General features: G+C 67.8%; 22 protein-coding genes. 15 read left to right on the top strand and 7 right to left on the bottom strand.

The features are described from left to right. Positions 1 to 28: 28 nt before the first annotated feature. Positions 29 to 382 carry a DUF1428 domain-containing protein gene (locus ABUE11_RS09395; RefSeq protein WP_367065131.1) on the bottom strand — a complete coding sequence of 118 codons (354 nt, stop codon included), beginning with the start codon at positions 380 to 382 and terminating at the stop codon, positions 29 to 31. Positions 383 to 467: 85 nt separating this feature from the next. Here ABUE11_RS09395 and ABUE11_RS09390 point away from each other — a divergent pair, with 85 nt between their 5' ends. Then, the gene (locus tag ABUE11_RS09390; RefSeq protein WP_367065130.1) at positions 468 to 1,175 is read left to right on the top strand and encodes a TetR/AcrR family transcriptional regulator; all 708 of its coding nucleotides are present in this window, start codon (positions 468 to 470) and stop codon (positions 1,173 to 1,175) included. Here the strand turns inward: ABUE11_RS09390 and ABUE11_RS09385 are convergent. From ABUE11_RS09385 to ABUE11_RS09375, 3 genes are all read right to left on the bottom strand, one after another. Then, positions 1,152 to 1,745, bottom strand: coding sequence for a chromate transporter (locus ABUE11_RS09385; RefSeq protein WP_367068794.1), 594 nt, complete (start codon positions 1,743 to 1,745; stop codon positions 1,152 to 1,154). The two genes, ABUE11_RS09390 and ABUE11_RS09385, sit on opposite strands and share 24 nt — an antisense overlap. A 20-nt stretch (positions 1,746 to 1,765) precedes the next feature. After that, positions 1,766 to 2,713 (bottom strand): IS481 family transposase, encoded by a 948-nt coding sequence (locus ABUE11_RS09380; protein WP_367065129.1) that lies wholly within the window; start codon positions 2,711 to 2,713, stop codon positions 1,766 to 1,768. 84 nt (positions 2,714 to 2,797) lie between these two features. Next, the gene (locus ABUE11_RS09375) at positions 2,798 to 3,394 is read right to left on the bottom strand and encodes a chromate transporter (protein ID WP_367065128.1); all 597 of its coding nucleotides are present in this window, start codon (positions 3,392 to 3,394) and stop codon (positions 2,798 to 2,800) included. Between the two features lie 152 nt (positions 3,395 to 3,546). Here ABUE11_RS09375 and ABUE11_RS09370 point away from each other — a divergent pair, with 152 nt between their 5' ends. The 4 genes from ABUE11_RS09370 (at position 3,547) to ABUE11_RS09355 (ending at position 7,599) form a co-directional block, all read left to right on the top strand. Continuing rightward, complete coding sequence (locus ABUE11_RS09370; RefSeq protein ID WP_367065127.1) at positions 3,547 to 4,392, top strand: fumarylacetoacetate hydrolase family protein; 846 nt, start codon at positions 3,547 to 3,549, stop codon at positions 4,390 to 4,392. A 93-nt stretch (positions 4,393 to 4,485) separates the two neighbouring features. Beyond that, positions 4,486 to 4,818, top strand: a complete 333-nt coding sequence (locus ABUE11_RS09365; RefSeq protein WP_367065126.1) for an SMR family transporter — start codon at positions 4,486 to 4,488, stop codon at positions 4,816 to 4,818. A 304-nt stretch (positions 4,819 to 5,122) separates the two neighbouring features. Further along, positions 5,123 to 6,475: a D-serine ammonia-lyase gene (locus tag ABUE11_RS09360; RefSeq protein WP_367065125.1), complete on the top strand. Its 1,353-nt coding sequence runs from the start codon at positions 5,123 to 5,125 to the stop codon at positions 6,473 to 6,475. Then, the gene (locus tag ABUE11_RS09355; RefSeq protein ID WP_367065124.1) at positions 6,472 to 7,599 is read left to right on the top strand and encodes an FAD-dependent oxidoreductase; all 1,128 of its coding nucleotides are present in this window, start codon (positions 6,472 to 6,474) and stop codon (positions 7,597 to 7,599) included. Before ABUE11_RS09360 ends, ABUE11_RS09355 begins: the two co-directional genes overlap by 4 nt. A 27-nt stretch (positions 7,600 to 7,626) precedes the next feature. Here the strand turns inward: ABUE11_RS09355 and ABUE11_RS09350 are convergent, their stop codons facing one another. Both ABUE11_RS09350 and ABUE11_RS09345 read right to left on the bottom strand, forming a co-directional pair. Continuing rightward, complete coding sequence (locus ABUE11_RS09350; protein WP_367065123.1) at positions 7,627 to 7,839, bottom strand: YjfB family protein; 213 nt, start codon at positions 7,837 to 7,839, stop codon at positions 7,627 to 7,629. Between the two features lie 69 nt (positions 7,840 to 7,908). Continuing rightward, positions 7,909 to 8,499, bottom strand: a complete 591-nt coding sequence (locus tag ABUE11_RS09345) for a YigZ family protein (protein WP_367065122.1) — start codon at positions 8,497 to 8,499, stop codon at positions 7,909 to 7,911. Between the two features lie 103 nt (positions 8,500 to 8,602). Here ABUE11_RS09345 and ABUE11_RS09340 point away from each other — a divergent pair, with 103 nt between their 5' ends. Continuing rightward, entirely contained in the window at positions 8,603 to 11,020 is a 2,418-nt protein-coding gene (locus ABUE11_RS09340) for a YgiQ family radical SAM protein (protein ID WP_367065121.1), read from the top strand. 141 nt (positions 11,021 to 11,161) lie between these two features. On the opposite strand, the gene ABUE11_RS09335 is transcribed toward ABUE11_RS09340, so the two are convergent. After that, a complete protein-coding gene (locus ABUE11_RS09335) occupies positions 11,162 to 12,358 on the bottom strand; it encodes an amino acid aminotransferase (RefSeq protein ID WP_367065120.1) in 1,197 nt (398 codons plus the stop codon). Between the two features lie 111 nt (positions 12,359 to 12,469). Between ABUE11_RS09335 and uvrB the strand changes: the two genes are divergently transcribed. The 9 genes from uvrB (at position 12,470) to dnaQ (ending at position 21,110) form a co-directional block, all read left to right on the top strand. Further along, positions 12,470 to 14,557 (top strand): excinuclease ABC subunit UvrB, encoded by a 2,088-nt coding sequence (gene uvrB, locus ABUE11_RS09330; protein ID WP_367065119.1) that lies wholly within the window; start codon positions 12,470 to 12,472, stop codon positions 14,555 to 14,557. 231 nt (positions 14,558 to 14,788) lie between these two features. Then, positions 14,789 to 15,325 (top strand): Fe-S cluster assembly transcriptional regulator IscR, encoded by a 537-nt coding sequence (gene iscR / locus ABUE11_RS09325; RefSeq protein WP_367065118.1) that lies wholly within the window; start codon positions 14,789 to 14,791, stop codon positions 15,323 to 15,325. Positions 15,326 to 15,404: 79 nt separating this feature from the next. Next, positions 15,405 to 16,625 (top strand): IscS subfamily cysteine desulfurase, encoded by a 1,221-nt coding sequence (locus ABUE11_RS09320; protein WP_367065117.1) that lies wholly within the window; start codon positions 15,405 to 15,407, stop codon positions 16,623 to 16,625. Positions 16,626 to 16,695: 70 nt separating this feature from the next. After that, positions 16,696 to 17,097, top strand: coding sequence for a Fe-S cluster assembly scaffold IscU (gene iscU, locus ABUE11_RS09315; RefSeq protein WP_367065116.1), 402 nt, complete (start codon positions 16,696 to 16,698; stop codon positions 17,095 to 17,097). Between the two features lie 7 nt (positions 17,098 to 17,104). After that, positions 17,105 to 17,428, top strand: a complete 324-nt coding sequence (iscA, locus tag ABUE11_RS09310) for an iron-sulfur cluster assembly protein IscA (RefSeq protein ID WP_367065115.1) — start codon at positions 17,105 to 17,107, stop codon at positions 17,426 to 17,428. Positions 17,429 to 17,499: 71 nt separating this feature from the next. Beyond that, positions 17,500 to 18,018 (top strand): Fe-S protein assembly co-chaperone HscB, encoded by a 519-nt coding sequence (gene hscB / locus ABUE11_RS09305; protein WP_367065114.1) that lies wholly within the window; start codon positions 17,500 to 17,502, stop codon positions 18,016 to 18,018. A 35-nt stretch (positions 18,019 to 18,053) separates the two neighbouring features. Next, a complete protein-coding gene (hscA, locus tag ABUE11_RS09300) occupies positions 18,054 to 19,922 on the top strand; it encodes a Fe-S protein assembly chaperone HscA (protein ID WP_367065113.1) in 1,869 nt (622 codons plus the stop codon). A 26-nt stretch (positions 19,923 to 19,948) separates the two neighbouring features. After that, positions 19,949 to 20,287 (top strand): ISC system 2Fe-2S type ferredoxin, encoded by a 339-nt coding sequence (gene fdx, locus ABUE11_RS09295; protein ID WP_367065112.1) that lies wholly within the window; start codon positions 19,949 to 19,951, stop codon positions 20,285 to 20,287. Positions 20,288 to 20,381: 94 nt separating this feature from the next. Beyond that, positions 20,382 to 21,110: a DNA polymerase III subunit epsilon gene (gene dnaQ, locus ABUE11_RS09290; protein ID WP_367065111.1), complete on the top strand. Its 729-nt coding sequence runs from the start codon at positions 20,382 to 20,384 to the stop codon at positions 21,108 to 21,110. The last annotated feature ends 15 nt before the right edge of the window (positions 21,111 to 21,125 follow it).

Raw genomic sequence — 21,125 nt, 5'->3', positions numbered from 1 at the left:
GGTTGTTGAGGTTGAGCGGCAGCGGGCGCTACGCTGCCACGAGCACGCGAAAGCCGCCATAGATCAGGCGCTTGCCGTCAAACGGCATCTCCTTGGGGCAGCGCGGGTCGTCCATGAAGGCCTTCATGCCGGCGTCACGCGCCTGCCGCGAGGGCCAGATGATCCAGGAGAACACCACGGTCTCGTCCTCCTGGCGCTGCACGGCCATGGGCATGGAGGTGAGCTTGCCCTCGGGCACATCGTCGCCCCAGCACTCGACGACCTCGGTGGCGCCATGCGCCTTGAAGAGCGCTGCGGTCTCCAGGGCAAGTTGGCGGTATGCCTCCTTGTTGGCGTTGGGCACCGCGAGCAGAAATCCCTCGACGTAACTGTCGGATTGCATGACCAAACTCCTTTGTGGACGGTGTACACTTTTATACGCGCCTTGCCCATGGGATGGTGGGGTGCAGATGTAAGACCCTGTAAAGATGTCGGACGAGAACTCGGTTCCCGTGCGCCGCACCTATCGGCATGGCGACCTGCGGCGCGCCTTGCTGGACGCTGCCGTGGCGCAGGCGCGCGAGGGCGGGCCCGCGGCCATCGTGCTGCGCGAGGCCACGCGCCGCGCCGGCGTGGTGCCGAATGCGGCCTACCGGCATTTTCAGAACCACCAGATGCTGCTGGAGGCGGTGCGCGCCGTTGCGCTGTCGGAGCTGGCGCGCGCCATTGAGGTCGAGATCGACGCCAGCCGGCGGCTGCCCGACCCTTGCCGGCGCGCGCGCGCGGCGTTCTGCGGCGTGGGTCTGGGCTATCTGCGCTTTGCGCGGCGGGAGCCGGGCCTGTTTCGCACCGCGTTCGCGGCGCGCCCGTTCACCGTGCACGAACGCGCCCCCGATGACCGCGCGGCGCGAGGGGACAGCGGCATGGACCCGTTCGAGCTGCTGTGCCACACCCTCGACGGTATGGTCGCTGCCGGATTGCTGCCGCCCGAGCGGCGCCCGGGCGCCGAGTTCATGGCATGGTCGGCCGTGCATGGCATGGCCCTGCTGGTGCTCGACGGCCCGCTGCGCGGCCTGGGCGAGGACCAGTACCAGGCGCTGGCCGAGCGGCTGGTCGCCATGGTCGAGCAGGGGCTGCTGGCCGAGGGGCGCCCGGGCCAGGGCAGGGCGCCGTCAGACCCAGCCCAGCGCGCCTAGCAGCGCGCCCGCGCCGAGCAGCCACAGCAGGTGTATGCGCGTGCGCCACACCAGCAGCGTGGTGATGGCCGAGAGCAGCCACAGCGGCCAGTCGCGCGCCGCCTCGCCCTGGGCGCCTGCCAGCACCCAGGCCGTGGCCAGGATCAGGCCGATGACGATGGGCGCCATACCCTGGCGGAAGGCGCGCACGCCGCGCCGCTCGCGGTTGCGGTGCGCCCAGCGCGTGGCGGCCCAGGTCAGCAGGCTGCTGGGCAGCATGATGCCCAGCATGCACAGGGCCGCGCCCAGTGCCCCCGCGGGCCAGGCCAGGTAGCTGCCGTTGCCGGTGTTCAGCCCCAGGTTCCAGCCCAGCAGCGCGATGAACAGCACATTGGGCCCGGGCGCGGACTGGGCCAGCACGATGGAGGCGCTGAACTGCGCGTCGCTCAGCCAGCCCTGCTGCTGCACGAGAAAGCGGTGCATGTCCGGCGCCGTGGCGAGCGCCCCGCCCACGGCCAGCAGCGACACCGACAGAAAGTAGAAGAACAGATTCAGCCAGTCCAGGGGCTGCATCGTCAGCACCGGGGCCATGCCTGTGGTCACGTCCATGGCTAGGTGTAGTTTCTCACCACGTTGTTTCCATCGAAGCCGAGGCGTGTGATGGGCGGTTTGCCGGAAGTAGCAGAGTGTGGCCGGTTGAAGTTGTAGTGGTACATCCAAGGAGCCAACTCACGGGCGCGCAGCTCTGAGCTGGGATAGACGAACGCATAGGCCCATTCGCGCAGCAGAGTCTGGATGAAGCGCTCAGCCTTGCCGTTGGTGCGTGGCGTGTACGGGCGGGTGCGGATATGCCGGATGCCCAGGCGGCGCAGCAGTTTGGCAAAGCGGCGCGAGTTGTAGGCCGAGCCGTTGTCCGTCATCACCTGCTCGATCTTCACGCCCAGGCTCTTGTAGTAGCGCAGCGCCGCCAGCACGAAGGTGCACGCACTCTTGGCCGTCTCATCGGCCAGCACCAGGCTGAAGCCCACACGCGAGTGATCGTCGATGGCCACATGCAGCGCTTGCCAGCCCGCATGTGGCGTGTTCTGGGTGCGGTCACCCGTGACGCGGTGCCCCGGTCTGTCGAAACGAGCGAGTTTCTTGGTGTCCAGATGCAGCAGCTCACCAGGCGCTGCGCGCTCGTAGCGCCGCACAGGCACCGCCTGCTGCAGGGCAGGCAGATGGGTAACGCCGGCAGCCTTGCAGGCACGCGCCACCGTGCTGCGCGACAAGCCCACGCGCTCGGCAATGCGCTCATAGGTCAATCGCTGGATTCGTCGCAGCGCCACGGCACGCTCGAGCTTGCTCGCCAGGCTGCGTCGGGGGCTGCGCCGGGGCCGCGAGCTACGATCGATCAGACCGGCAGCGCCCTCGGCCGCGTAGCGACGTAGCCACTTGCGGGCCGTGTGCGTGCTGATGCCGGCGGCCGCGGCCGCCGGCATCAGGCCAATGCGATCGATCTCTTGCATCAAGTGTGCTCGCCCTTTGGGCGTCAATGAGGCATTCTTGTGGATGTTCATCCGGGGAGTCCTGAAGAAAGCTGGTTGGCGTGAGAACCGCCATCTTCCTTCACCTCGGGTGAACAACCTCTTGGGAAACGACAGCTAGGCCGCGTCCGGCAGCTTGCGCCAGGTGAGCGCGCAGGCCAGGCCGCCGAGCACCGGCAGCACCCAGGCCAGCGGCAGGCGCAGCACGCTCATGGCGGCAAAGGTGGCGGCGACGATGAGCGCGCAGGGCAGGGTGCCCAGCGGGTGACGGGCGAGCGCGGCCGCCAGCTTGCAGCCGGTGCCGGCCACCAGCCCCGCGGCCACCGCGCCCATGCCGCGCAGCGCGCCCACCACCATGGGCTGGGCCGCAAAGGCGGCGTACAAGGCCGCCAGGCCGACCACGAGCAGCGTGGGCAGCAGCAGCATGCCGGCCAGGGCCGTCAGGGCGCCGCGCGCGCCAAAGTAGCGGTCGCCCACCATGATGGACAGATTCACCACGTTGGGGCCGGGCAGGATCTGCGCCGCGGCCCAGTCCTCCACGAATTCCTCGTTCGTCATCCAGCGCCGGCGTTCCACGAGCTCGCGCTGCACCACGGCCATCACGCCGCCAAAGCCCTGCAGTGCGAGCCAGGTGAAGGCCCAGAACAGTGCGGCCAGGCTGTGCGGGCGCGGACGTTCGGCGGTGGGGGCGGCGGTGGCAGCGGCGGTGGTCATGGCGGGCGCGGCAAAGCGCATGATCGTATGCCTTTGGCCTTGGCTGTGCAGCGCGGCGGGCCATCGCCGAATGCGATGCGGGCATCAGCCGCAGCGATTGTGCCTGCGCCTATAGACTCGGCCGGCTTGAGCCAACCACAGGGAGACCTTGCATGAAACTCATACGCCACGGACAGGCCGGCGCCGAGCGCGCGGGCATGGTGGACGCCCAGGGCGTGCCGCGCGACCTGTCCATGCTGCTGCCCGACATCACCCCGGCGCAGCTCTCGCCGCGCACGCTCTCCGCGCTGGCGGCCATCAACGCCACGCGCCTGCCGGCGATAGCCCCCGGCACGCGCCTGGGCTGCCCCGTGGCGGGCATAGGCAAGATCGTCTGCGTGGGCCTCAACTACGCCGACCATGCGGCCGAGGCCGGCCTGCCGCCGCCGGCCGAGCCCGTGCTGTTCATGAAGGCCACCAGCGCGCTCTGCGGGCCCGAGGATGAAGTACGCATCCCGAGCGGCGCGCTCAAGACCGACTGGGAGGTGGAGCTGGGCGTGGTGATAGGCACGCGCATGCGCCGGGTGGCCCGGGCCGACGCGCTGGCCCATGTGGCCGGCTATGTGCTGGCCAACGATGTATCCGAGCGCGGATACCAGATGGAGCGCGGCGGCCAGTGGGACAAGGGCAAGGGCTGCGACAGCTTCGCACCCGTGGGCCCATGGCTGGTCACGCCCGACGAGCTGCCCGACCCGCACGCCATCGCCCTGTGGCTGGAGGTCAACGGCCAGCGCATGCAGGACGGCAACACGCGCAACTTCATCTTCGATCTGCCCACGGTGCTGGCCTACATCAGCCAGTTCATGACGCTCGAGCCCGGCGACCTGGTGCTCACCGGCACGCCTGCCGGCGTGGGCCTGGGCCAGAAGCCCACGCCGCGCTTTCTGCGTGCGGGCGACGTGATGCGCCTGGGCGCCACGGGCCTGGGCGAGCAGCGTCTGACCTGCGTGGGTGGCTGAATATTTGAGGCAAATTGGCCTTTTGCGCCCGTCCAACAAGCGCAAGCAGCTATCATTTTTATATTTCTGTCGCCCGCGGCAACCCGGTTCCCCATGCACCCCTACATCCTGCTCGGCATCTCCATCGTGGCCGAGGTCGTCGCCACCTCGGCCCTCAAATCCTCCCAAGGCCTCACGCGCGTGGGGCCGGCGGCGCTGGCCGTGCTCGGCTACTGCCTGGCGTTCTATCTGGTCTCCAAGGTCATGAACCACATGCCCACGGGCGTGGTCAATGCCGTGTGGTCGGGGCTGGGCATCGTGCTGATCTCGCTCGTGGGCTGGATTGTGTACGGGCAGAAGCTGGACCTGCCGGCCATGTTGGGCATGGCCATGATTGTTGGGGGCGTGCTGGTGATGCAGCTCTTTTCCAAGACCGCGGGGCATTGAAGAGATTGGCCTCCAAGGCTTGTCCATAAAGCGCGACAAGCTATTGATTTGAACCTAAAAACGGCAGTTGACCGCTTGCCATCTTCACGAGAGCCGCATGGACATTGACTTTGGCTGCTTCGCTGATGCTCACCTGCGGGGTGAACACGCTACGCACTCGCCAGCACCGCGCTCGACGCGCCATGCGGCGTTGCTCCTCCTTGCGGGCAGGAGCCCGCTGCGTCGTCGCGCCTTGCCTGGCACGCCGATCACGGCACTGACAAGCGCGTCCAACTGCCGTTTTTAGGTTGAAAGCGAGCCAGCCATGACCGAAGCCACCACACATGATGCTCAGGCCGCGCTGCTGCGCCGGGCAGTTCCCTGCCTGTGGCTCAACCCCGGGCGGAAGGCGCAGCCGCCCGAGGGCCTGGCCGTCGCCGGCCGCCAGATTGGTGCAGGCGACATACAGGCGGCCGCGGCGCGGATGGCGCGCTTTGCGCCGCTGCTCGCGCGCCTGTTTCCCGAGCTGCATGAGGCGGGCGGCGTAATCGAGTCGCCGCTGCTGCCCGCGCCCACGCTGGCGCCGGCCCTGGGCCTGGGCCTGGTTGCAGAACAGGGACGGCTGTGGATCAAGGCCGACCATCTGCTGCCCGTGGCCGGTTCGGTCAAGGCGCGCGGCGGCATCCACGAGGTGCTCGAGCATGCCGAGGCCCTGGCCCTGGGCCATGGCCTGCTCACGCCGGCGTCGGGCCCCGAGGACTACCAGGCCCTGGCCGGCCCGGCCGCGCGCGCGCTGTTTGCGCGCCACACGGTGGCCGTGGGCTCCACCGGTAACCTGGGGCTGAGCATAGGCGTGGCCGCCTCGGCCCTGGGTTTTCGCGCCGTGGTGCATATGTCACTCGAGGCCAAGGAATGGAAGAAGCAGCGCCTGCGCCAGCGCGGCGTGCAGGTGGTGGAGCATGCGGGCGACTACGAGGCCGCCGTGGCCGCGGGCCGCACCCAGGCCGGCGCCGACCCGTACAGCCATTTTGTCGATGACGAGCGCTCGCTGTCGCTGCTGCTGGGCTACAGCGCCGCCGCGCCGCACTTGAAGCGCCAGCTGCACGCGGCAGGCATCGCGGTGGACGCCGCGCACCCGCTGTTCGTCTACCTGCCCTGCGGCGTGGGAGGCGCGCCCGCGGGCATCACGTTTGGCCTGCGCCAGGTGCTGGGCCCGCATGTGCACTGCTTTTTTGCCGAGCCCGTGCAGTCGCCCTGCTTCATGCTGCAGATGTTGGCGGGGCAGGGTGCCCACCCTTCGGTGTACGACTGGGGCCTCACAAACCAGACCGAGGCGGACGGCCTGGCCGTACCGCGCGCCTCGCAGCCCGCGGCCGAACTGATGGCGCCGCTGCTCTCGGGCTGCCTCACGGTGCCTGACGACGAGCTGTTTCGCCATCTGGTGCGGGTGCTGGACGCGACTGGCGAGCGCATCGAGCCCTCGGCCGCCGCGGGCTTTGCCGGCCCGGCCATGCTGCTGGGCACGGATGCGGGTCGCGCCTGGCTGGCCGCGCAGGGGCTGGCCGCGCAGCTGCCGCAGGCCACGCACCTGGTCTGGACCACGGGCGGGCTGTTCGTGCCCGACGAGGAATACCAGCGCTTTGTGCAACGCGGCCGCGCCCTGAAGGAACACTCATGAATGGATACGACTTCGTCATCATCGGCGCGGGCATTGCCGGCGCCTCCATGGGCTGGGAGCTGGCCGGGGAGCGCCGCGTGCTGCTGCTCGAGCGCGAATCCCAGCCCGGCTACCACACCACCGGGCGCTCGGCGGCGCTGTATTCGGCCACCTACGGCACGCCCCAGATCCGGGCGCTCACGCGTGCGAGCCGCGCGCTCTACGACGCGCCGCCGCCCGAGTTCGCAAGCGGCCCCATCCTCACGCCGCGCGGCGTGGTCTACCTGGCCGGCCCGCATCAGCTGGACCTTCTGGAGGCCGCCTACCGCGAGGCCCTGGCGCTGGACCCCGACGTGCGCCGCCTGACGCGGGAGGAGATGCTGCAGCTACTGCCCTGCCTGCGCCCCGAGGCCGTGGCCGCGGGCATGAGCGAGCCCGGCGCCGCCGACATCGACGTGCATGCGCTGCACCAGGGCTTTCTGCGCGGCCTGCGCCAGCGCGGCGGCGAGATCCGCACGAGCGCCGAGGTCACGGGCCTCGTGCGCGCGGCCGACGGCTGGAAGATCACGCTGGCCGACGGCACGCTCTTCACCGCCGGCGCCGTGGTCAACGCAGCGGGCGCCTGGGCCGATGTGGTGGCGGGCCTGGCCGGCGTGCCGCCCATTGGGCTCGAGCCGCGCCGGCGCACGGCCTTCACCTTCGCGGTGCCCGCGGGCATGGATGCGGCCCGCTGGCCGGCCGTGATCGGCATTGCCGAGGACTATTACTTCAAGCCCGATGCGGGCCAGCTGCTGGGCTCACCGGCCAACGCCGACCCCGTGGCGCCACACGACGTGGTGCCCGAGGAGCTGGACGTGGCGCTGGGCATTCACCGCATCGAGGAGGTGAGCCGCTTCGAGATCCGCCGGCCCACGCACACCTGGGCCGGGCTGCGCTCCTTCGTCGCCGATGGCGACCTGGTGATTGGCTGGGACAACCATGTGCCCGGCTTCTTCTGGCTGGCCGCTCAGGGCGGCTATGGCATACAGAGCGCGGCGGGCGCGGCGCTGCTGGCGCGCAATCTGGCGTTGGGCGAGCCGCTCAACGTGCGGCTGGCGCAGGAGGGCGTCACGCCCGCGGCGCTCTCGCCCGCGCGCCTGCGTTGAGGTTGCCCTGGAGGGTGCCCTGGCCGATCAGGCGTAGGTGTTGAGCTGCGTGCCCAGCGTGCCGCTGCTGGCCAGCGCCGGGGCGGCCGGGGGCTGCACGCCCTCGAGCAGCGTGCTGACGGCGGCCGCCTGCGCGTTCATGGACTTCTTGAGCACGGAGACCTGCACGGCCTGCGCGGCCTCCTGGTTGGACATGGCAGTAGCGGTGTTGACGATGGCGGAGGTGAGGGTGATGTCCATGGCTTGTGCGTGAAAGGGGAACAACCCGGTATCGGCACGGCCCGCGCGCACTTGAGGGGCGGCGCTGGACTATCGGGGGTCGAGCCAGGCCACGCGCCCGTGGCACAGCTCGCCCAGCCGCGCCATGAAGGCATCGGCGCCCGCCTCGGGCAGGCGCAGTCGCAGCTGCACCTGGGCGCCATGGGCCACGTCGAGCAGCTCGGCGCCGGCGGCCTCGATCTCGCGGCGCAGCAGGCCCTCGAGCGCATAGGGCACGCTGCAGCACAGCGTCTGCATGCGCCGCAGCGCCACCTTGTCGGCCTGCAGCAGGGCCTGGGCCACGGTGTCGGTGTAGGCGCGCACCAGGCCGCCCGCGCCGAGCTTGACGCCGCCGAAGTAGCGCACCACGGTGGCGAGTACCCCCTCCAGGTCCTGGTGGCGCAGCACGTCCAGCATGGGCCGGCCGGCCGTGCCGCCGGGCTCGCCGTCGTCCACCGCGGCCGACTGCCCCCCGGCCAGCAGCGCCCAGCAGACATGGGCCGCGCCCGGGTGCTGCTGGCGCAGCGCGTCCACCACCGCCTGGGCGCTGGCGCGGTCCGCCATGGGCTGCACGCAGCCGATGAAGCGGCTCTTCTTGATGATGAGTTCGCTGTGGACGGGGGTGCTCAGGGTGGATGGCATGGGGGCGGCAAGCTTACCCTATGGGCGTGCCCGCTCTGGGGCCATCACCACGGCGGCGGCGCAAGACCTCTAAAATGCCCGGCCCCGTCCCGCAGGCCCGCCGATGAACGCCCCAATCGATGTCTCCTTTTTCCCGCGCAACGCCAAGCCCCTGAGCAGCTACCGCCCGTTCTGGGCCAAGCGCTTTGGCCCCGCGCCCTTCCTGCCCATGAGCCGCGAGGAGATGGCGCAGCTCGGCTGGGACAGCTGCGACGTCATCCTCGTGACCGGCGACGCCTATGTGGATCACCCGAGCTTCGGCATGGCCGTGATCGGGCGCACGCTCGAGGCCCAGGGCTTTCGCGTGGGCATCATCGCCCAGCCCGACTGGCAGAGCGCCGAGCCCTTCAAGGTGCTGGGCAAGCCCAATCTGTTCTGGGGCGTGACGGCGGGCAACATGGATTCCATGATCAACCGCTACACGGCCGATCGCAAGATTCGCAGTGACGACGCCTACACCCCCGGCGCCGAGGGCAACCGCCGCCCGGACCGCGCCGCCATCGTCTACAGCCAGCGCTGCCGCGAGGCGTACAAGGACGTGCCCATCATCCTGGGCGGCATGGAGGGCAGCTTGCGCCGCATCGCCCACTACGACTACTGGAGCGACAAGGTGCGCCGCTCCATCGTCGTGGACAGCAAGTGCGACCTGCTGCTCTACGGCAATGCCGAGCGCGCCCTGGTCGACATCGCCCACCGCCTGGCGCGGCGCGAGCCTGTGGAGAGCATCACGGACCTGCGCGGCACGGCCTTCATCCGCCGCCCGGGCGACGAGACCAGCCGGGGCTGGATGGAGGTCGACTCCACCGAGGTGGACCGGCCCGGCCCGGTGGAGGCGCACATCAACCCCTACCAGACCACCAGCGAGCAGGCGGCCAGCCAGGGCGCGAGCTGCGCCAAGGAGAATGCTCCTGATTCAGTAGCTTCTGACGCTTGCTCCACGGGTGCTACGGGCCAAAACCATGCTGAAAAACCGCTGCAGTTCGTGCCCAACCCGGCGCTGGTGAGCAAGAAGGCCCTGCAGCGCGAGAAGACCGTGATCCGCCTGCCGAGCTACGAGCAGGTGAAAAGCGACCCCGTGCTCTACGCCCACGCCAGCCGCGTCTTCCACCTGGAGACCAACCCCGGCAACGCCCGCGCCCTGGTGCAGGCGCATGGCGAGGGCGCGACTGCGCGCGACGTGTGGCTCAACCCCCCGCCGATACCGCTGACCACGGCGGAGATGGACCATATCTTCGACCTGCCGTACGCGCGCAGCCCGCACCCGCGCTACGCCGACGAGCATGGCCGCCATGACGGCCCAACCAAGATCCCGGCCTGGGAGGTGATCCGCTTCTCCATCAACATCATGCGCGGCTGCTTTGGCGGCTGCACGTTTTGTTCGATCACCGAGCACGAGGGGCGCATCATCCAGAGCCGCTCAGAAGATTCCATCCTGCGCGAGATCGAGGACGTGCGCGACAAGGTCCAGGGCTTCACCGGCACCATCTCCGACCTGGGCGGCCCCACGGCCAACATGTACCGCCTGGGCTGCCGCACGCCCGAGATCGAGGCCTCCTGCCGCAAGCCGAGCTGCGTCTACCCCGGCATCTGCCAGAACCTGACGACCAACCACGACCCGCTGATCTCCATCTACAAAAAGGGCCGCGCCATCAAGGGCATCAAGAAGATCTTGATCGGCTCGGGCCTGCGCTACGACCTGGCGATCCAGTCGCCCGAGTACGTCAAGGAGCTGGTGCAGCACCATGTGGGCGGCTACCTCAAGATCGCGCCCGAGCACACCGAGTCCGGGCCGCTGACCAAGATGATGAAGCCGGGCATTGGCAACTACGACAAGTTCAAGGTGCTGTTCGAGAAGTACACCCAGGAGGCCGGCAAGAAGCAATACCTGATCCCGTACTTCATCGCCGCCCACCCCGGCACCAGCGACGAGGACATGATGAACCTCGCCATCTGGCTCAAGAAAAACGGCTTTCGCGCCGACCAGGTGCAGACCTTCTACCCCAGCACCATGGCCACGGCCACGGCCATGTACCACACGGGCATCAATACGCTCAAGGGCGTTCACAGGGATGAGCGCGGCGAGAAGGTGGACGTGGTGCGTGGCGAGAAGCGCCGGCGCCTGCACAAGGCGTTTCTGCGCTACCACGACCCGAAGAACTGGCCGCTGCTGCGCGACGCCCTCAAGGCCATGGGCCGCGCCGACCTGATCGGCAACGGCAAGCATCACCTGATACCCACCTTCCAGCCGCTGCCCGGCCAATGTGGCAAGGCCGACAAGGCCAAGTACCACGTGATCCCGACCATGGCGCTCGACAGCGCGCGCCAGTCGGCCGCGCAGGCCAAACAGGCCGGCGGCAAGGTGGGCGCACGGCCGGCGGGCAAGACGGCGGGGCAGGGCGGGGCCAGGCCGGCCGGCGGCCAGCCCCGGCGCGGCCAGATGCTGACCCAGCACACGGGCCTGCCGCCGCGCAGGCAGCGCTGAGGGCTGCAGGGCTGGCCGGCCCATGTCGCACGCTTTCTGCAAATTTGATAGCTTGATGCGCCCGTCAGACGGGCGCTGGAGGCCAAAAAGACAAAAAAGAAGACCGCCCGAGGGCGGTCTTCTTTGGCTTGCCGGTGAGGCTTAGATCACCTTGGCGATCGACTGGCAGACATAGTCGATGTTCTTGCTGTTGAGCGCGGCCACGCAGATGCGGCCGGTGTCGGTGCCGTAGACGCCGAACTCGCTGCGCAGGCGCACCATCTGCTCCTTGGACAGGCCCGAGTAGCTGAACATGCCGATCTGCTGCGTCATGAAGCTCATGTCCTGCTTCACGCCGGCGGCCTTGAGGCCGTCGACGAGCTTTTGGCGCATGGCCTTGATGCGCACGCGCATCTCGCCGAGTTCCTTCTCCCACAGCGCGCGCAGCTCGGGGTTGTTCAGCACCGCGGCCACCACGGCGCCGCCATGCGTGGGTGGGTTGCTGTAGTTGGTGCGGATGGCGATCTTGAGCTGGCTGAGCACGCGTGCGGCCTCTTCCTTGTCCGTGCACAGCACCGACAGGGCGCCCACGCGCTCGCCGTACAGGGAAAAGCTCTTGGAGAACGAGGTCGAGACGAAGAACGTGAGGCCCGCGGCGACGAACTTCTGGATCACGGCGCCGTCTTCGGCGATGCCGTTGCCGAAGCCCTGGTAGGCCATGTCGAGGAAGGCCGTGAGGCCCTTGGCCTTGACGACGGCGACGACCTGGTCCCACTGCGCGGGCGTGATGTCGTAGCCCGTGGGGTTGTGGCAGCAGGCGTGCAGCACGACGATGGTGCCGGGCGCCGCTGCGTTCAGGCTGGCGAGCATGCCGTCGAAGTTCACGCCGCGCTTGGCAGCGTCGTAGTAGGCATAGGTTTCGACCGTGAAGCCTGCATTGGTGAACAGGGCGCGGTGGTTTTCCCAGCTCGGGTCGGAGATCAGCACCTTGGCATCGGGGCTGACCTTCTTGAGGAAGTCGGCGCCGATCTTCAGGCCGCCCGTGCCGCCGATGGCCTGCACGGTGGCCACGCGGCCGTTGGTGACGGGCTCGGAGTCGGCGCCGAAGACCAGGCCCTTGACGGCGCTGTCATAGGCGGCAATGCCGTCGATGGGCAGGTAGCCGCGTGCGGCGGGCTTGTCCATCATGGCCTTCTCGGCGACCTGGACGCATTGGAGCAGGGGCAGCTTGCCGTTGTCGTCGAAATACACGCCCACGCCCAGGTTGACCTTGTTGGGGTTGGTGTCGGCATTGAATTGCTCGTTCAGACCCAGGATGGGGTCGCGGGGGGCCATTTCGACGGCGGAAAACAGAGACATGAAGATTCCTTGAGGGGGGTGGAAATCGCGCGGTGTGACCCCAGCTGCAGTAGGCTTTCGGGCCAACCCGCAATTTTAACGACGCGCGAGCCGGTGTCGTTGACCTCTACCATGCAATCAGCCGCCACCGCCGCGCCCGCATCCACCGGGCAGTTTGTCGAGTTTCCCGACTCGCCGTTCCAGTTGTTCCAGCCCTATCCCCCCGCGGGCGACCAGCCCGAGGCGATTGCCAGGCTGGTCGAGGGCGTGAGGGACGGCGAGGTGTTCCAGACCCTGCTGGGTGTCACGGGTTCGGGCAAGACCTTCACCATGGCCAACGTGATCGCGCGCCTGGGGCGGCCGGCCATCGTGTTTGCGCCCAACAAGACGCTGGCGGCGCAGCTGTACTCGGAGTTTCGCGAGTTCTTCCCGAAGAACGCGGTGGAGTACTTCGTCAGCTACTACGACTACTACCAGCCCGAGGCCTATGTGCCCCAGCGCGACCTGTTCATCGAGAAGGACAGCGCCATCAACGAGCACATCGAGCAGATGCGCCTGTCCTGCACCAAGAGCCTGCTTGAGCGCCGCGACGTGGTCATCGTGGCCACCGTCTCGGCCATCTACGGCATTGGCAACCCCGAGAGCTACCACCGCATGGTGATGACGCTGCGCGTGGGCGACAGGCTGGGCCAGCGCGACGCGATCGCGCAGCTGATTCGCATGCAGTACCAGCGCAACGACCAGGACTTCACGCGCGGCAAGTTCCGCGTGCGCGGCGACACCATAGACGTGTTCCCGGCCGAGCATTCGGAGCTGGCCGTGCGCATAGAGCTGTTCGACGACGAGGTCGAGAGCCTGCAGCTGTTCGACCCGCTCACCGGCCGCATCCAGCAGAAGATCCCGCGCTTCACGGTCTACCCCAGCAGCCACTATGTGACGCCGCGCGACGTGGTGCTGGCGGCCGTGGAGACCATCAAGGAGGAGCTGCGCGAGCGCCTGGCGTTCTTTGCGCGTGAGGGCAAGCTCGTCGAGGCCCAGCGCCTGGAGCAGCGCACGCGCTTCGACCTCGAGATGCTGACCGAGGTGGGCCACTGCAAGGGCATCGAGAACTACTCGCGCCACCTCTCGGGCGCGGCGCCGGGCGAGCCGCCGTCGACGCTTACCGACTACCTGCCGGCGGACGCGCTGATGTTCCTCGACGAGAGTCACCAGATGATCGGCCAGCTCAACGCCATGTACAACGGCGACCGCTCGCGCAAGACCACGCTGGTGGACTATGGCTTTCGCCTGCCCTCGGCGCTCGATAACCGGCCGCTCAAGTTCGAGGAATTCGAGCGCCGCATGCGCCAGGTGATCTTTGTCTCGGCCACGCCCGCGGACTACGAGAAGGAGCATTCGGGCCAGGTGGTCGACCAGGTGGTGCGCCCCACGGGCCTGGTGGACCCGGAGGTCGAGGTGCGCCCCGCCACGCATCAGGTGGACGATGTGCTGCAGGAGATCCGCCTGCGCGTGGAGAGGAACGAGCGCGTGCTCATCACCACCTTGACCAAGCGCATGGCCGAGCAGCTCACCGACTACCTGGACGAGAACGGCGTCAAGGTGCGCTATCTGCACTCCGACGTGGACACCGTGGAGCGCGTGGAGATCATCCGCGACCTGCGCCTGGGCGCATTCGACGTGCTCGTCGGCATCAACCTGCTGAGGGAAGGGCTGGACATCCCGGAGGTCTCGCTCGTGGCCATTCTGGATGCCGACAAGGAGGGCTTTCTGCGTGCCGAGCGCAGCCTGATCCAGACCATAGGCCGCGCGGCGCGCAACCTGCACGGCAAGGCCATCCTGTACGCCGACCGCGTGACCGACTCGATGAAGAAGGCCATCGATGAGACCGAGCGCCGCCGCGCCCGGCAGATCGCCCACAACGAGGCGGAGGGGATCACGCCGCGCAGCATTGTCAAGCAGGTAAGAGACCTGATTGACGGCGTCTACAGCGAGAAGGCCGGGCAAGAGGCGCAGCGCCTGGAGCAGGAGGCGGCGCGCCATGCCGAGCTCGACGAGATGTCGGAAAAGGACATTGCGCGCGAGATCAAGCGGCTGGAGAAGCGCATGCTGGAACTTGCGCGCAATCTGGAGTTCGAACAGGCCGCACGCGTGCGCGACGAGCTCGCCGACCTCAAGGATCGGGTGTTGGGCGCGCACGGAGGCGACCATGTCGCAAGATGAACTGGTGGGGTGAAAACGCGACCGGTCGGTATCTGTACCCGACCAAATCGCTTGGGATTTGTGCTATACTCACACCACTTACTCAACTATTCGGCCTTTGCAGAGAACAAGGGCTCGAGCAGCCGGCAAACGCTGCCACGCTCCGTGGAAAGGGCGGAGACGGTGCCGGGTATGGCGCAAACCATTGCCACGGCTTTCTGACAACGATCTAGCCAATACAAGGAGCTCACGATGCGCCTCACGACCAAAGGCCGCTTTGCGGTCACCGCCATGATCGATTTGGCATTGCGCCAGAATAACGGCCCCGTCACGCTGGCGGCGATCAGCCAGCGTCAGCAGATCTCGCTGTCCTATCTGGAGCAACTGTTCGGCAAGCTGCGTCGCCACGAACTCGTCGAGTCCACCCGCGGCCCCGGTGGCGGTTACACGCTGGCGCGCAAGGCGGGGGACATCACCGTCGCCGACATCATCGTCTCCGTGGACGAGCCCATCGACGCCACGCAATGCGGCGGCAAGGAAAACTGCCTGGGCGATGCCGGCCGCTGCATGACGCATGAGCTCTGGGCCACGCTGAACCAGCGCATGGTGGAGTTTCTCGATTCCGTCACGCTGCAAAAGCTCGTGGACGACCAGCTCGCCAAGGGCGTGCAGATCGAGGACAAGCCCGTCACGCGGCGCGCCATTTCCACCACGCCGGTGGTCAAGCCCATCCGCGTGAATGCGCCCAACTCGGTGTTCGCGCTGGGCAACGCCTTTGCCAAGTCCTGAGAGGCTCCGAGCCTGGGCGTTTTTCTCCGTTTGATCTTTGTTTTTTCTGCCAGCCAGAGTGCCTGAACCTGAGCCAGCCATGGACATGACCCCGCATTTCCCCATTTATCTCGACTATGGCGCCACCACCCCGGTAGATCCGCGCGTGGTGGATGCCATGGTGCCCTGGCTGCGTGAGCATTTCGGCAACGCCGCATCGCGCAGCCACGCCTGGGGCTGGGAGGCGGAGGAAGCCATCGAGAAGGCGCGCGGCCATGTGGCCGACCTGATTGGCGCCGATCCGCGCGAGATCGTCTGGACCAGCGGCGCCACCGAGTCGATCAACCTGGCCCTCAAGGGTGCGGCGCATTTCTACCAGGGCAAGGGCAAGCACCTCATCACGCTCAAGACCGAGCACAAGGCCGTGCTCGACACCATGCGCGAGCTCGAGCGCCAGGGCTTCGAGGTGACCTACATGGACGTGCAGCCCGATGGCCTGCTCGACCTCGAGGCCTTCAAGGCCGCGCTGCGCCCGGACACCATATTGGTGAGCGTGCTGTTCGTGAACAACGAGATCGGCGTGATCCAGGACATCCCCGCGATTGGCGCCATCTGCCGCGAAAAGGGCATCCTGCTGCATGTGGATGCCGCCCAGGCCACGGGCCGTGTCGAGATCGACATGAAGACCCTGCCCATAGACCTCATGAGCATGACGGCGCACAAGACCTACGGCCCCAAGGGCGTGGGTGCGCTGTATGTGCGCCGCAAGCCGCGCGTGCGCCTGGAGGCGCAGATGCACGGCGGCGGCCATGAGCGCGGCATGCGCTCGGGCACGCTGCCCACGCACCAGATCGTCGGCATGGGCGAGGCCTTCCGCATCATCAAGGCCGAGATGCACGAGGTGAACGCCAAGGCCAGGGCCCTGCAGCAGCGTCTGCTCGACGGCCTGAAGGACATCGAGCAGGTGTTCATCAACGGCAGCATGGAGCACCGCGTGCCGCAGAACCTGAACATGAGCTTCAATTTCGTCGAGGGCGAATCGCTCATCATGGGCATCAAGGGCCTGGCGGTATCGAGCGGCTCGGCCTGCACCTCGGCCAGCCTCGAACCCAGCTACGTGCTGCGCGCCCTGGGCCGCAGCGACGAGCTCGCGCACAGCAGCCTGCGCATGACCATTGGGCGCTTCACCACCGAGGAAGAGATCGACTACGCGATCAGCACCATTCGCCACAACGTGGCCAAGCTGCGCGAGCTGAGCCCACTGTGGGAGATGTACCAGGACGGTGTGGACCTGAGCACCATCCAGTGGGCGGCGCACTGAAAAATAGTATTGAATTGGCCTCTAGCCCTTATCCATTGAGCGCTGGAAGCTATTGAAACAGGAGTAAATTGTGGCCTATTCCGACAAAGTCATTGACCATTACGAAAATCCCCGCAACGTCGGCTCCTTCGACAAGGGTGACGACTCGGTGGGCACCGGCATGGTGGGCGCGCCCGCCTGCGGCGACGTGATGAAGCTGCAGATCAAGGTGAACCCGGCCACGGGCGTGATCGAGGACGCACGTTTCAAGACCTACGGCTGCGGCTCGGCCATTGCCTCCTCGTCCCTCGTGACCGAATGGGTCAAGGGCAAGACGCTGGACGAGGCCGCGCAGCTCAAGAACAGCCAGATCGCCGAAGAGCTGGCCCTGCCGCCTGTGAAGATCCACTGCTCCATCCTGGCCGAGGATGCGATCAAGGCGGCCGTCAACGACTACAAGGCCAAGCACGCAGTGGCCACCGAAGCTGCCTGACAAGACCATGGCCATCACGCTGACAGAAGCCGCCGCCCGGCATGTGACCCGCTACCTTGCCCGCCGCGGCAAGGGCGTGGGCGTGCGCCTGGGCGTCAAGACCACGGGATGCTCGGGCCTGGCCTACAAGCTCGAATATGTGGACGAACAGGCGCCCGAGGACATCGTCTTCGAGGCCCATGGCGTCAAGGTCATGATCGACCCCAAGAGCCTGGCCTACATCGACGGCACGGAGCTCGACTTCGTGCGCGAGGGCCTCAACGAGGGCTTTCGCTTCATCAACCCCAACGAGCGCGACCGCTGCGGCTGCGGGGAGAGCTTCCGCGTTTGAAGCCCCCCTTGCCGCCCGCTTGGCGCCCCAGTCAACCGCCACCGCAGCCGTGCTGGCGGTTTTTTGTTGCCATGAATCTGCAGTCCGACGACTTTGAACTCTTTGGCGTTGCGCGCCGCTTTGCGCAGGACCGTGCCGTGCTCGACGCGCGCTGGAAGGACCTGCAGCGCGAGGCCCATCCCGACGGCTTTGCCGTTCAAGGCGCGGCGGCCCAGCGCGTGGCCATGCAATGGTCGGTGCGCATCAACGAGGCCTACCAGCGCCTGAAGGATCCGCTCAGGCGCGCCGCCTATCTGTGCGAGCTGCATGGCGCGCCGATACGGGCCGAGGACAACACGGCCATGCCCGCGGCCTTTCTGATGCAGCAGATGCAGTGGCGCGAGGCGCTCGAAGAAGCGGCCAGCGCCGCCGAGCTCGATGCCCTGGACGACGAGACGCAGGCCGCGCGCGGTGCGGCGCTGGCGCGCTGCGCGGATCTGATCGACGAGCGCCAGGACTGGATGGGCGCCGCGCGCGAGGTCAGATCCCTCATGTTCATTGCGCGATTTGCGCGCGACATCGATTTGCGCCGCGAGCAACTGGGACAATAGCCGGTTGCCCCATCACTTTGCCCTTGCTTGACCCCATGGCGCTTCTGCAGATATCCGAGCCCGGCCAGTCCCCCGACCCGCACCAGCGGCGCATTGCCGTGGGCATAGACCTGGGCACCACGCATTCGCTGGTGGCCGCCATGCGCAACGGCGTGGCCGAATGCCTGCCCGATGCCGAGGGCAGGGTGCTGCTGCCCTCCGTGGTGCGTTATTTGGAGGGCGGCGCGCGCCACATCGGCTACCAGGCCGCGGCCGCGCGCACGCAGGATGCGGGCAACACGGTGGCATCGGCCAAGCGTTTCATGGGGCGGGGCCTGACCGACATTGCCGACCGTGAGAAGCTGCCCTATGACTTCGTGGCCGCCCCGCAGGCGGGCGGCATGCTGAGCCTGCGCACGGCCGCGGGCGTGAAGTCCCCCGTGGAGGTCAGCGCCGAGATCCTGGCCACGCTGCGCCAGCGCGCCGAGGACAGCTTCGACAGCGACATCTACGGCGCCGTGATCACCGTGCCGGCCTATTTCGACGATGCCCAGCGCCAGGCCACCAAGGACGCCGCGCGCCTGGCGGGGCTGAACCTGCTGCGCCTGATCAACGAGCCCACCGCGGCCGCCATTGCCTATGGCCTGGACAACGCCGCCGAGGGCGTCTACGCCGTCTACGACCTGGGCGGCGGCACCTTCGACATTTCCGTACTGCGGCTGACCCAGGGCGTGTTCGAGGTCATCGCCACGGGCGGCGACTCGGCCCTGGGCGGCGACGACTACGACGCGCTGCTCGCCGACTGGGTGCTCGGGCAGCTCGGCCTGCAGGCGCAAACGCCCGAGGACAAGGCCGCGGTGCGCCTGGCGGCGCGGGCCTGCAAGGAAGGCTTGACTACTACAGAAACAGTAGCTTTCAGCGCCCGTGTATCGGGCGTTGAGGCCCGATTTGACGTCAAACGTTCCGACTTCGCCGCGGCCACGGCGGCGCTCACCCAGCGCTCGCTCGCGGCCGTGCGCCGTGCGCTGCGCGACGCGCAGATCACACGCGACGAGGTGCAGGGCGTGGTGCTCGTCGGCGGCTCCACGCGCATGCCCCAGGTGCGTGCGGCCGTGGCCGATTTCTTCGGCCGCGAACCGCTGACCAACCTCAACCCCGACGAGGTGGTTGCGCTCGGTGCGGCGATCCAGGCCAACCAGCTCGCCGGCAATGATGCCGCGGGTGACCTGCTGCTGCTCGACGTCATTCCGCTGTCGCTGGGCCTGGAGACCATGGGCGGCCTGGTCGAGCGCATCGTCGGCCGCAACGAGACCATTCCCACGGCCAAGGCGCAGGACTTCACCACCTACAAGGACGGCCAGACGGCGCTGGCGCTGCACGTGGTGCAGGGCGAGCGCGACCTGGTGCAGGACTGCCGCAGCCTGGCGCGCTTTGAGCTGCGCGGCATCCCGCCCATGGCCGCGGGCGCGGCGCGCATTCGCGTGACCTTCACCGTGGACGCCGACGGCCTGCTCAGCGTGAGCGCGCGCGAGCAGACCAGCGGCGTCGAGGCGCGCATCGACGTCAAGCCGTCGTACGGCCTGACGGATGACCAGATCGCGCAGATGCTGCAGGATGGCTTTTCCACGGCGCAGCAGGACATGCAGGCGCGTGCCCTGGTCGAGGCGCGCGTCGATGCCGACCGCCTGCTGATCGCCACGCAGGGCGCGCTGGCGGCCGATGGCGACCTGCTCGCCGCGCCGGAGCGTGCCGCCATCGACGCCCTGATGCAGTCGCTGCGCACCGCTCTGGAGGCGGGCCATGACGCGGCCGCCATCGAGGCCGCCACGAGCGCCCTGGCCAAGGGCACCGAGGCCTTCGCCGCCGAGCGCATGAATCGCGGCATACGCGACGCGCTCGCCGGCCGGAACGTCGGCTCGCTTTGAACACCCATCCGAGACAACAGGCCCACATGCCCGTCATCACCATCCTGCCCCACCACGAATACTGCCCCGAGGGCGCCCAGATCACGGCGCCCGCCGGCACCTCGATCTGCGAGGCGCTGCTGGACAACGGCATCAAGATCGAACATGCCTGCGACATGAGCTGCGCCTGCACCACCTGCCACGTCATCGTGCGCCAGGGCCTGGCATCGCTCAACGAGGCCGAGGAGGAGGAGGAAGACCTGCTTGACCGCGCCTGGGGCCTCACGCCGCAGTCGCGCCTGTCCTGCCAGGCCATCCTCGCGCAGAGCGACCTGACCGTGGAGATACCCAAATACACCATCAACCACGCCAAGGAGAACCACTGATGAGTGCCATGAGCGCAGTGCTGGGCTGCACCAAGCGAGCTCGCGCGCCCTTGGCGGCCAGCGAGGACATGAAGTGCCGCGCGTGGGGGCAGTCATGACGCGCCAGATCGTGCTGGACACCGAGACCACGGGCCTGTCCGCCGCCACGGGTGATCGCATCATCGAGCTCGGCTGCGTGGAGTTGGTGAACCGCAAGCTCAGCGGCAACAACCTGCACCTGTACTTCAACCCCGGGCGCGACAGCCATGAGGACGCGCTCAAGGTGCACGGCATCAGCAACGAGTTCCTCAAGGACAAGCCCAGGTTTGCCGACTGCGTCAAGGACATCCTGGAGTATCTGCGGGGCGCCGAGCTCATCATCCACAACGCGAGCTTCGACGTCGGCTTTCTCGACAAGGAGCTCGAGCTCGCCGGCCTGCCGCCGCTGGCCACGCATGTGGAGAGCATCACCGACACCCTGGCCATGGCCAAGGAGATGTTTCCGGGCAAGCGCAATTCGCTCGATGCGCTGTGCGACAGGCTGGAGGTGGACAACTCCGGCCGGACGCTGCACGGTGCGCTGCTCGATGCCGAACTGCTGGCCGACGTCTACATCAACATGACGCGCGGCCAGGATGCCTTGCTCATCATCGACGAGGCGCCCGAAACTGAGGGTGGCGTGAAGGTGGCGGCCGTTGACTTGCGCGCTCTCGCGCTGCCCGTGCTCGCGGCCAATGACCAGGAGCTGGCCGAGCACGAAGACCTGCTCGCACAGATCGACAAGTCGAGTGACGGCAAAACAATTTGGCGAACTCTCTCGAGCGAGCCAAAAGCTATGCCATAATTGCGGGCTGTCGCA

It is taken from the genome of Oryzisolibacter sp. LB2S (genome assembly GCF_040732315.1).
GTDB lineage: Bacteria > Pseudomonadota > Gammaproteobacteria > Burkholderiales > Burkholderiaceae_C > Alicycliphilus > Alicycliphilus soli.
This window is presented reverse-complemented; position numbering and strand designations above follow the sequence as displayed.

What these genes read in the sequence shown, in the direction of transcription:
- ABUE11_RS09395 (WP_367065131.1), bottom strand. Translation starts at nt 382, where the DNA reads ATGCAATCCGACAGTTACGTCGAGGGATTTCTGCTCGCGGTGCCCAAC.
- ABUE11_RS09390 (WP_367065130.1), top strand. Translation starts at nt 468, where the DNA reads ATGTCGGACGAGAACTCGGTTCCCGTGCGCCGCACCTATCGGCATGGC.
- ABUE11_RS09385 (WP_367068794.1), bottom strand. Translation starts at nt 1,745, where the DNA reads ATGGCCCCGGTGCTGACGATGCAGCCCCTGGACTGGCTGAATCTGTTC.
- ABUE11_RS09380 (WP_367065129.1), bottom strand. Translation starts at nt 2,713, where the DNA reads ATGAACATCCACAAGAATGCCTCATTGACGCCCAAAGGGCGAGCACAC.
- ABUE11_RS09375 (WP_367065128.1), bottom strand. Translation starts at nt 3,394, where the DNA reads ATGACCACCGCCGCTGCCACCGCCGCCCCCACCGCCGAACGTCCGCGC.
- ABUE11_RS09370 (WP_367065127.1), top strand. Translation starts at nt 3,547, where the DNA reads ATGAAACTCATACGCCACGGACAGGCCGGCGCCGAGCGCGCGGGCATG.
- ABUE11_RS09365 (WP_367065126.1), top strand. Translation starts at nt 4,486, where the DNA reads ATGCACCCCTACATCCTGCTCGGCATCTCCATCGTGGCCGAGGTCGTC.
- ABUE11_RS09360 (WP_367065125.1), top strand. Translation starts at nt 5,123, where the DNA reads ATGACCGAAGCCACCACACATGATGCTCAGGCCGCGCTGCTGCGCCGG.
- ABUE11_RS09355 (WP_367065124.1), top strand. Translation starts at nt 6,472, where the DNA reads ATGAATGGATACGACTTCGTCATCATCGGCGCGGGCATTGCCGGCGCC.
- ABUE11_RS09350 (WP_367065123.1), bottom strand. Translation starts at nt 7,839, where the DNA reads ATGGACATCACCCTCACCTCCGCCATCGTCAACACCGCTACTGCCATG.
- ABUE11_RS09345 (WP_367065122.1), bottom strand. Translation starts at nt 8,499, where the DNA reads ATGCCATCCACCCTGAGCACCCCCGTCCACAGCGAACTCATCATCAAG.
- ABUE11_RS09340 (WP_367065121.1), top strand. Translation starts at nt 8,603, where the DNA reads ATGAACGCCCCAATCGATGTCTCCTTTTTCCCGCGCAACGCCAAGCCC.
- ABUE11_RS09335 (WP_367065120.1), bottom strand. Translation starts at nt 12,358, where the DNA reads ATGTCTCTGTTTTCCGCCGTCGAAATGGCCCCCCGCGACCCCATCCTG.
- uvrB (WP_367065119.1), top strand. Translation starts at nt 12,470, where the DNA reads ATGCAATCAGCCGCCACCGCCGCGCCCGCATCCACCGGGCAGTTTGTC.
- iscR (WP_367065118.1), top strand. Translation starts at nt 14,789, where the DNA reads ATGCGCCTCACGACCAAAGGCCGCTTTGCGGTCACCGCCATGATCGAT.
- ABUE11_RS09320 (WP_367065117.1), top strand. Translation starts at nt 15,405, where the DNA reads ATGGACATGACCCCGCATTTCCCCATTTATCTCGACTATGGCGCCACC.
- iscA (WP_367065115.1), top strand. Translation starts at nt 17,105, where the DNA reads ATGGCCATCACGCTGACAGAAGCCGCCGCCCGGCATGTGACCCGCTAC.
- hscB (WP_367065114.1), top strand. Translation starts at nt 17,500, where the DNA reads ATGAATCTGCAGTCCGACGACTTTGAACTCTTTGGCGTTGCGCGCCGC.
- hscA (WP_367065113.1), top strand. Translation starts at nt 18,054, where the DNA reads ATGGCGCTTCTGCAGATATCCGAGCCCGGCCAGTCCCCCGACCCGCAC.
- fdx (WP_367065112.1), top strand. Translation starts at nt 19,949, where the DNA reads ATGCCCGTCATCACCATCCTGCCCCACCACGAATACTGCCCCGAGGGC.
- dnaQ (WP_367065111.1), top strand. Translation starts at nt 20,382, where the DNA reads ATGACGCGCCAGATCGTGCTGGACACCGAGACCACGGGCCTGTCCGCC.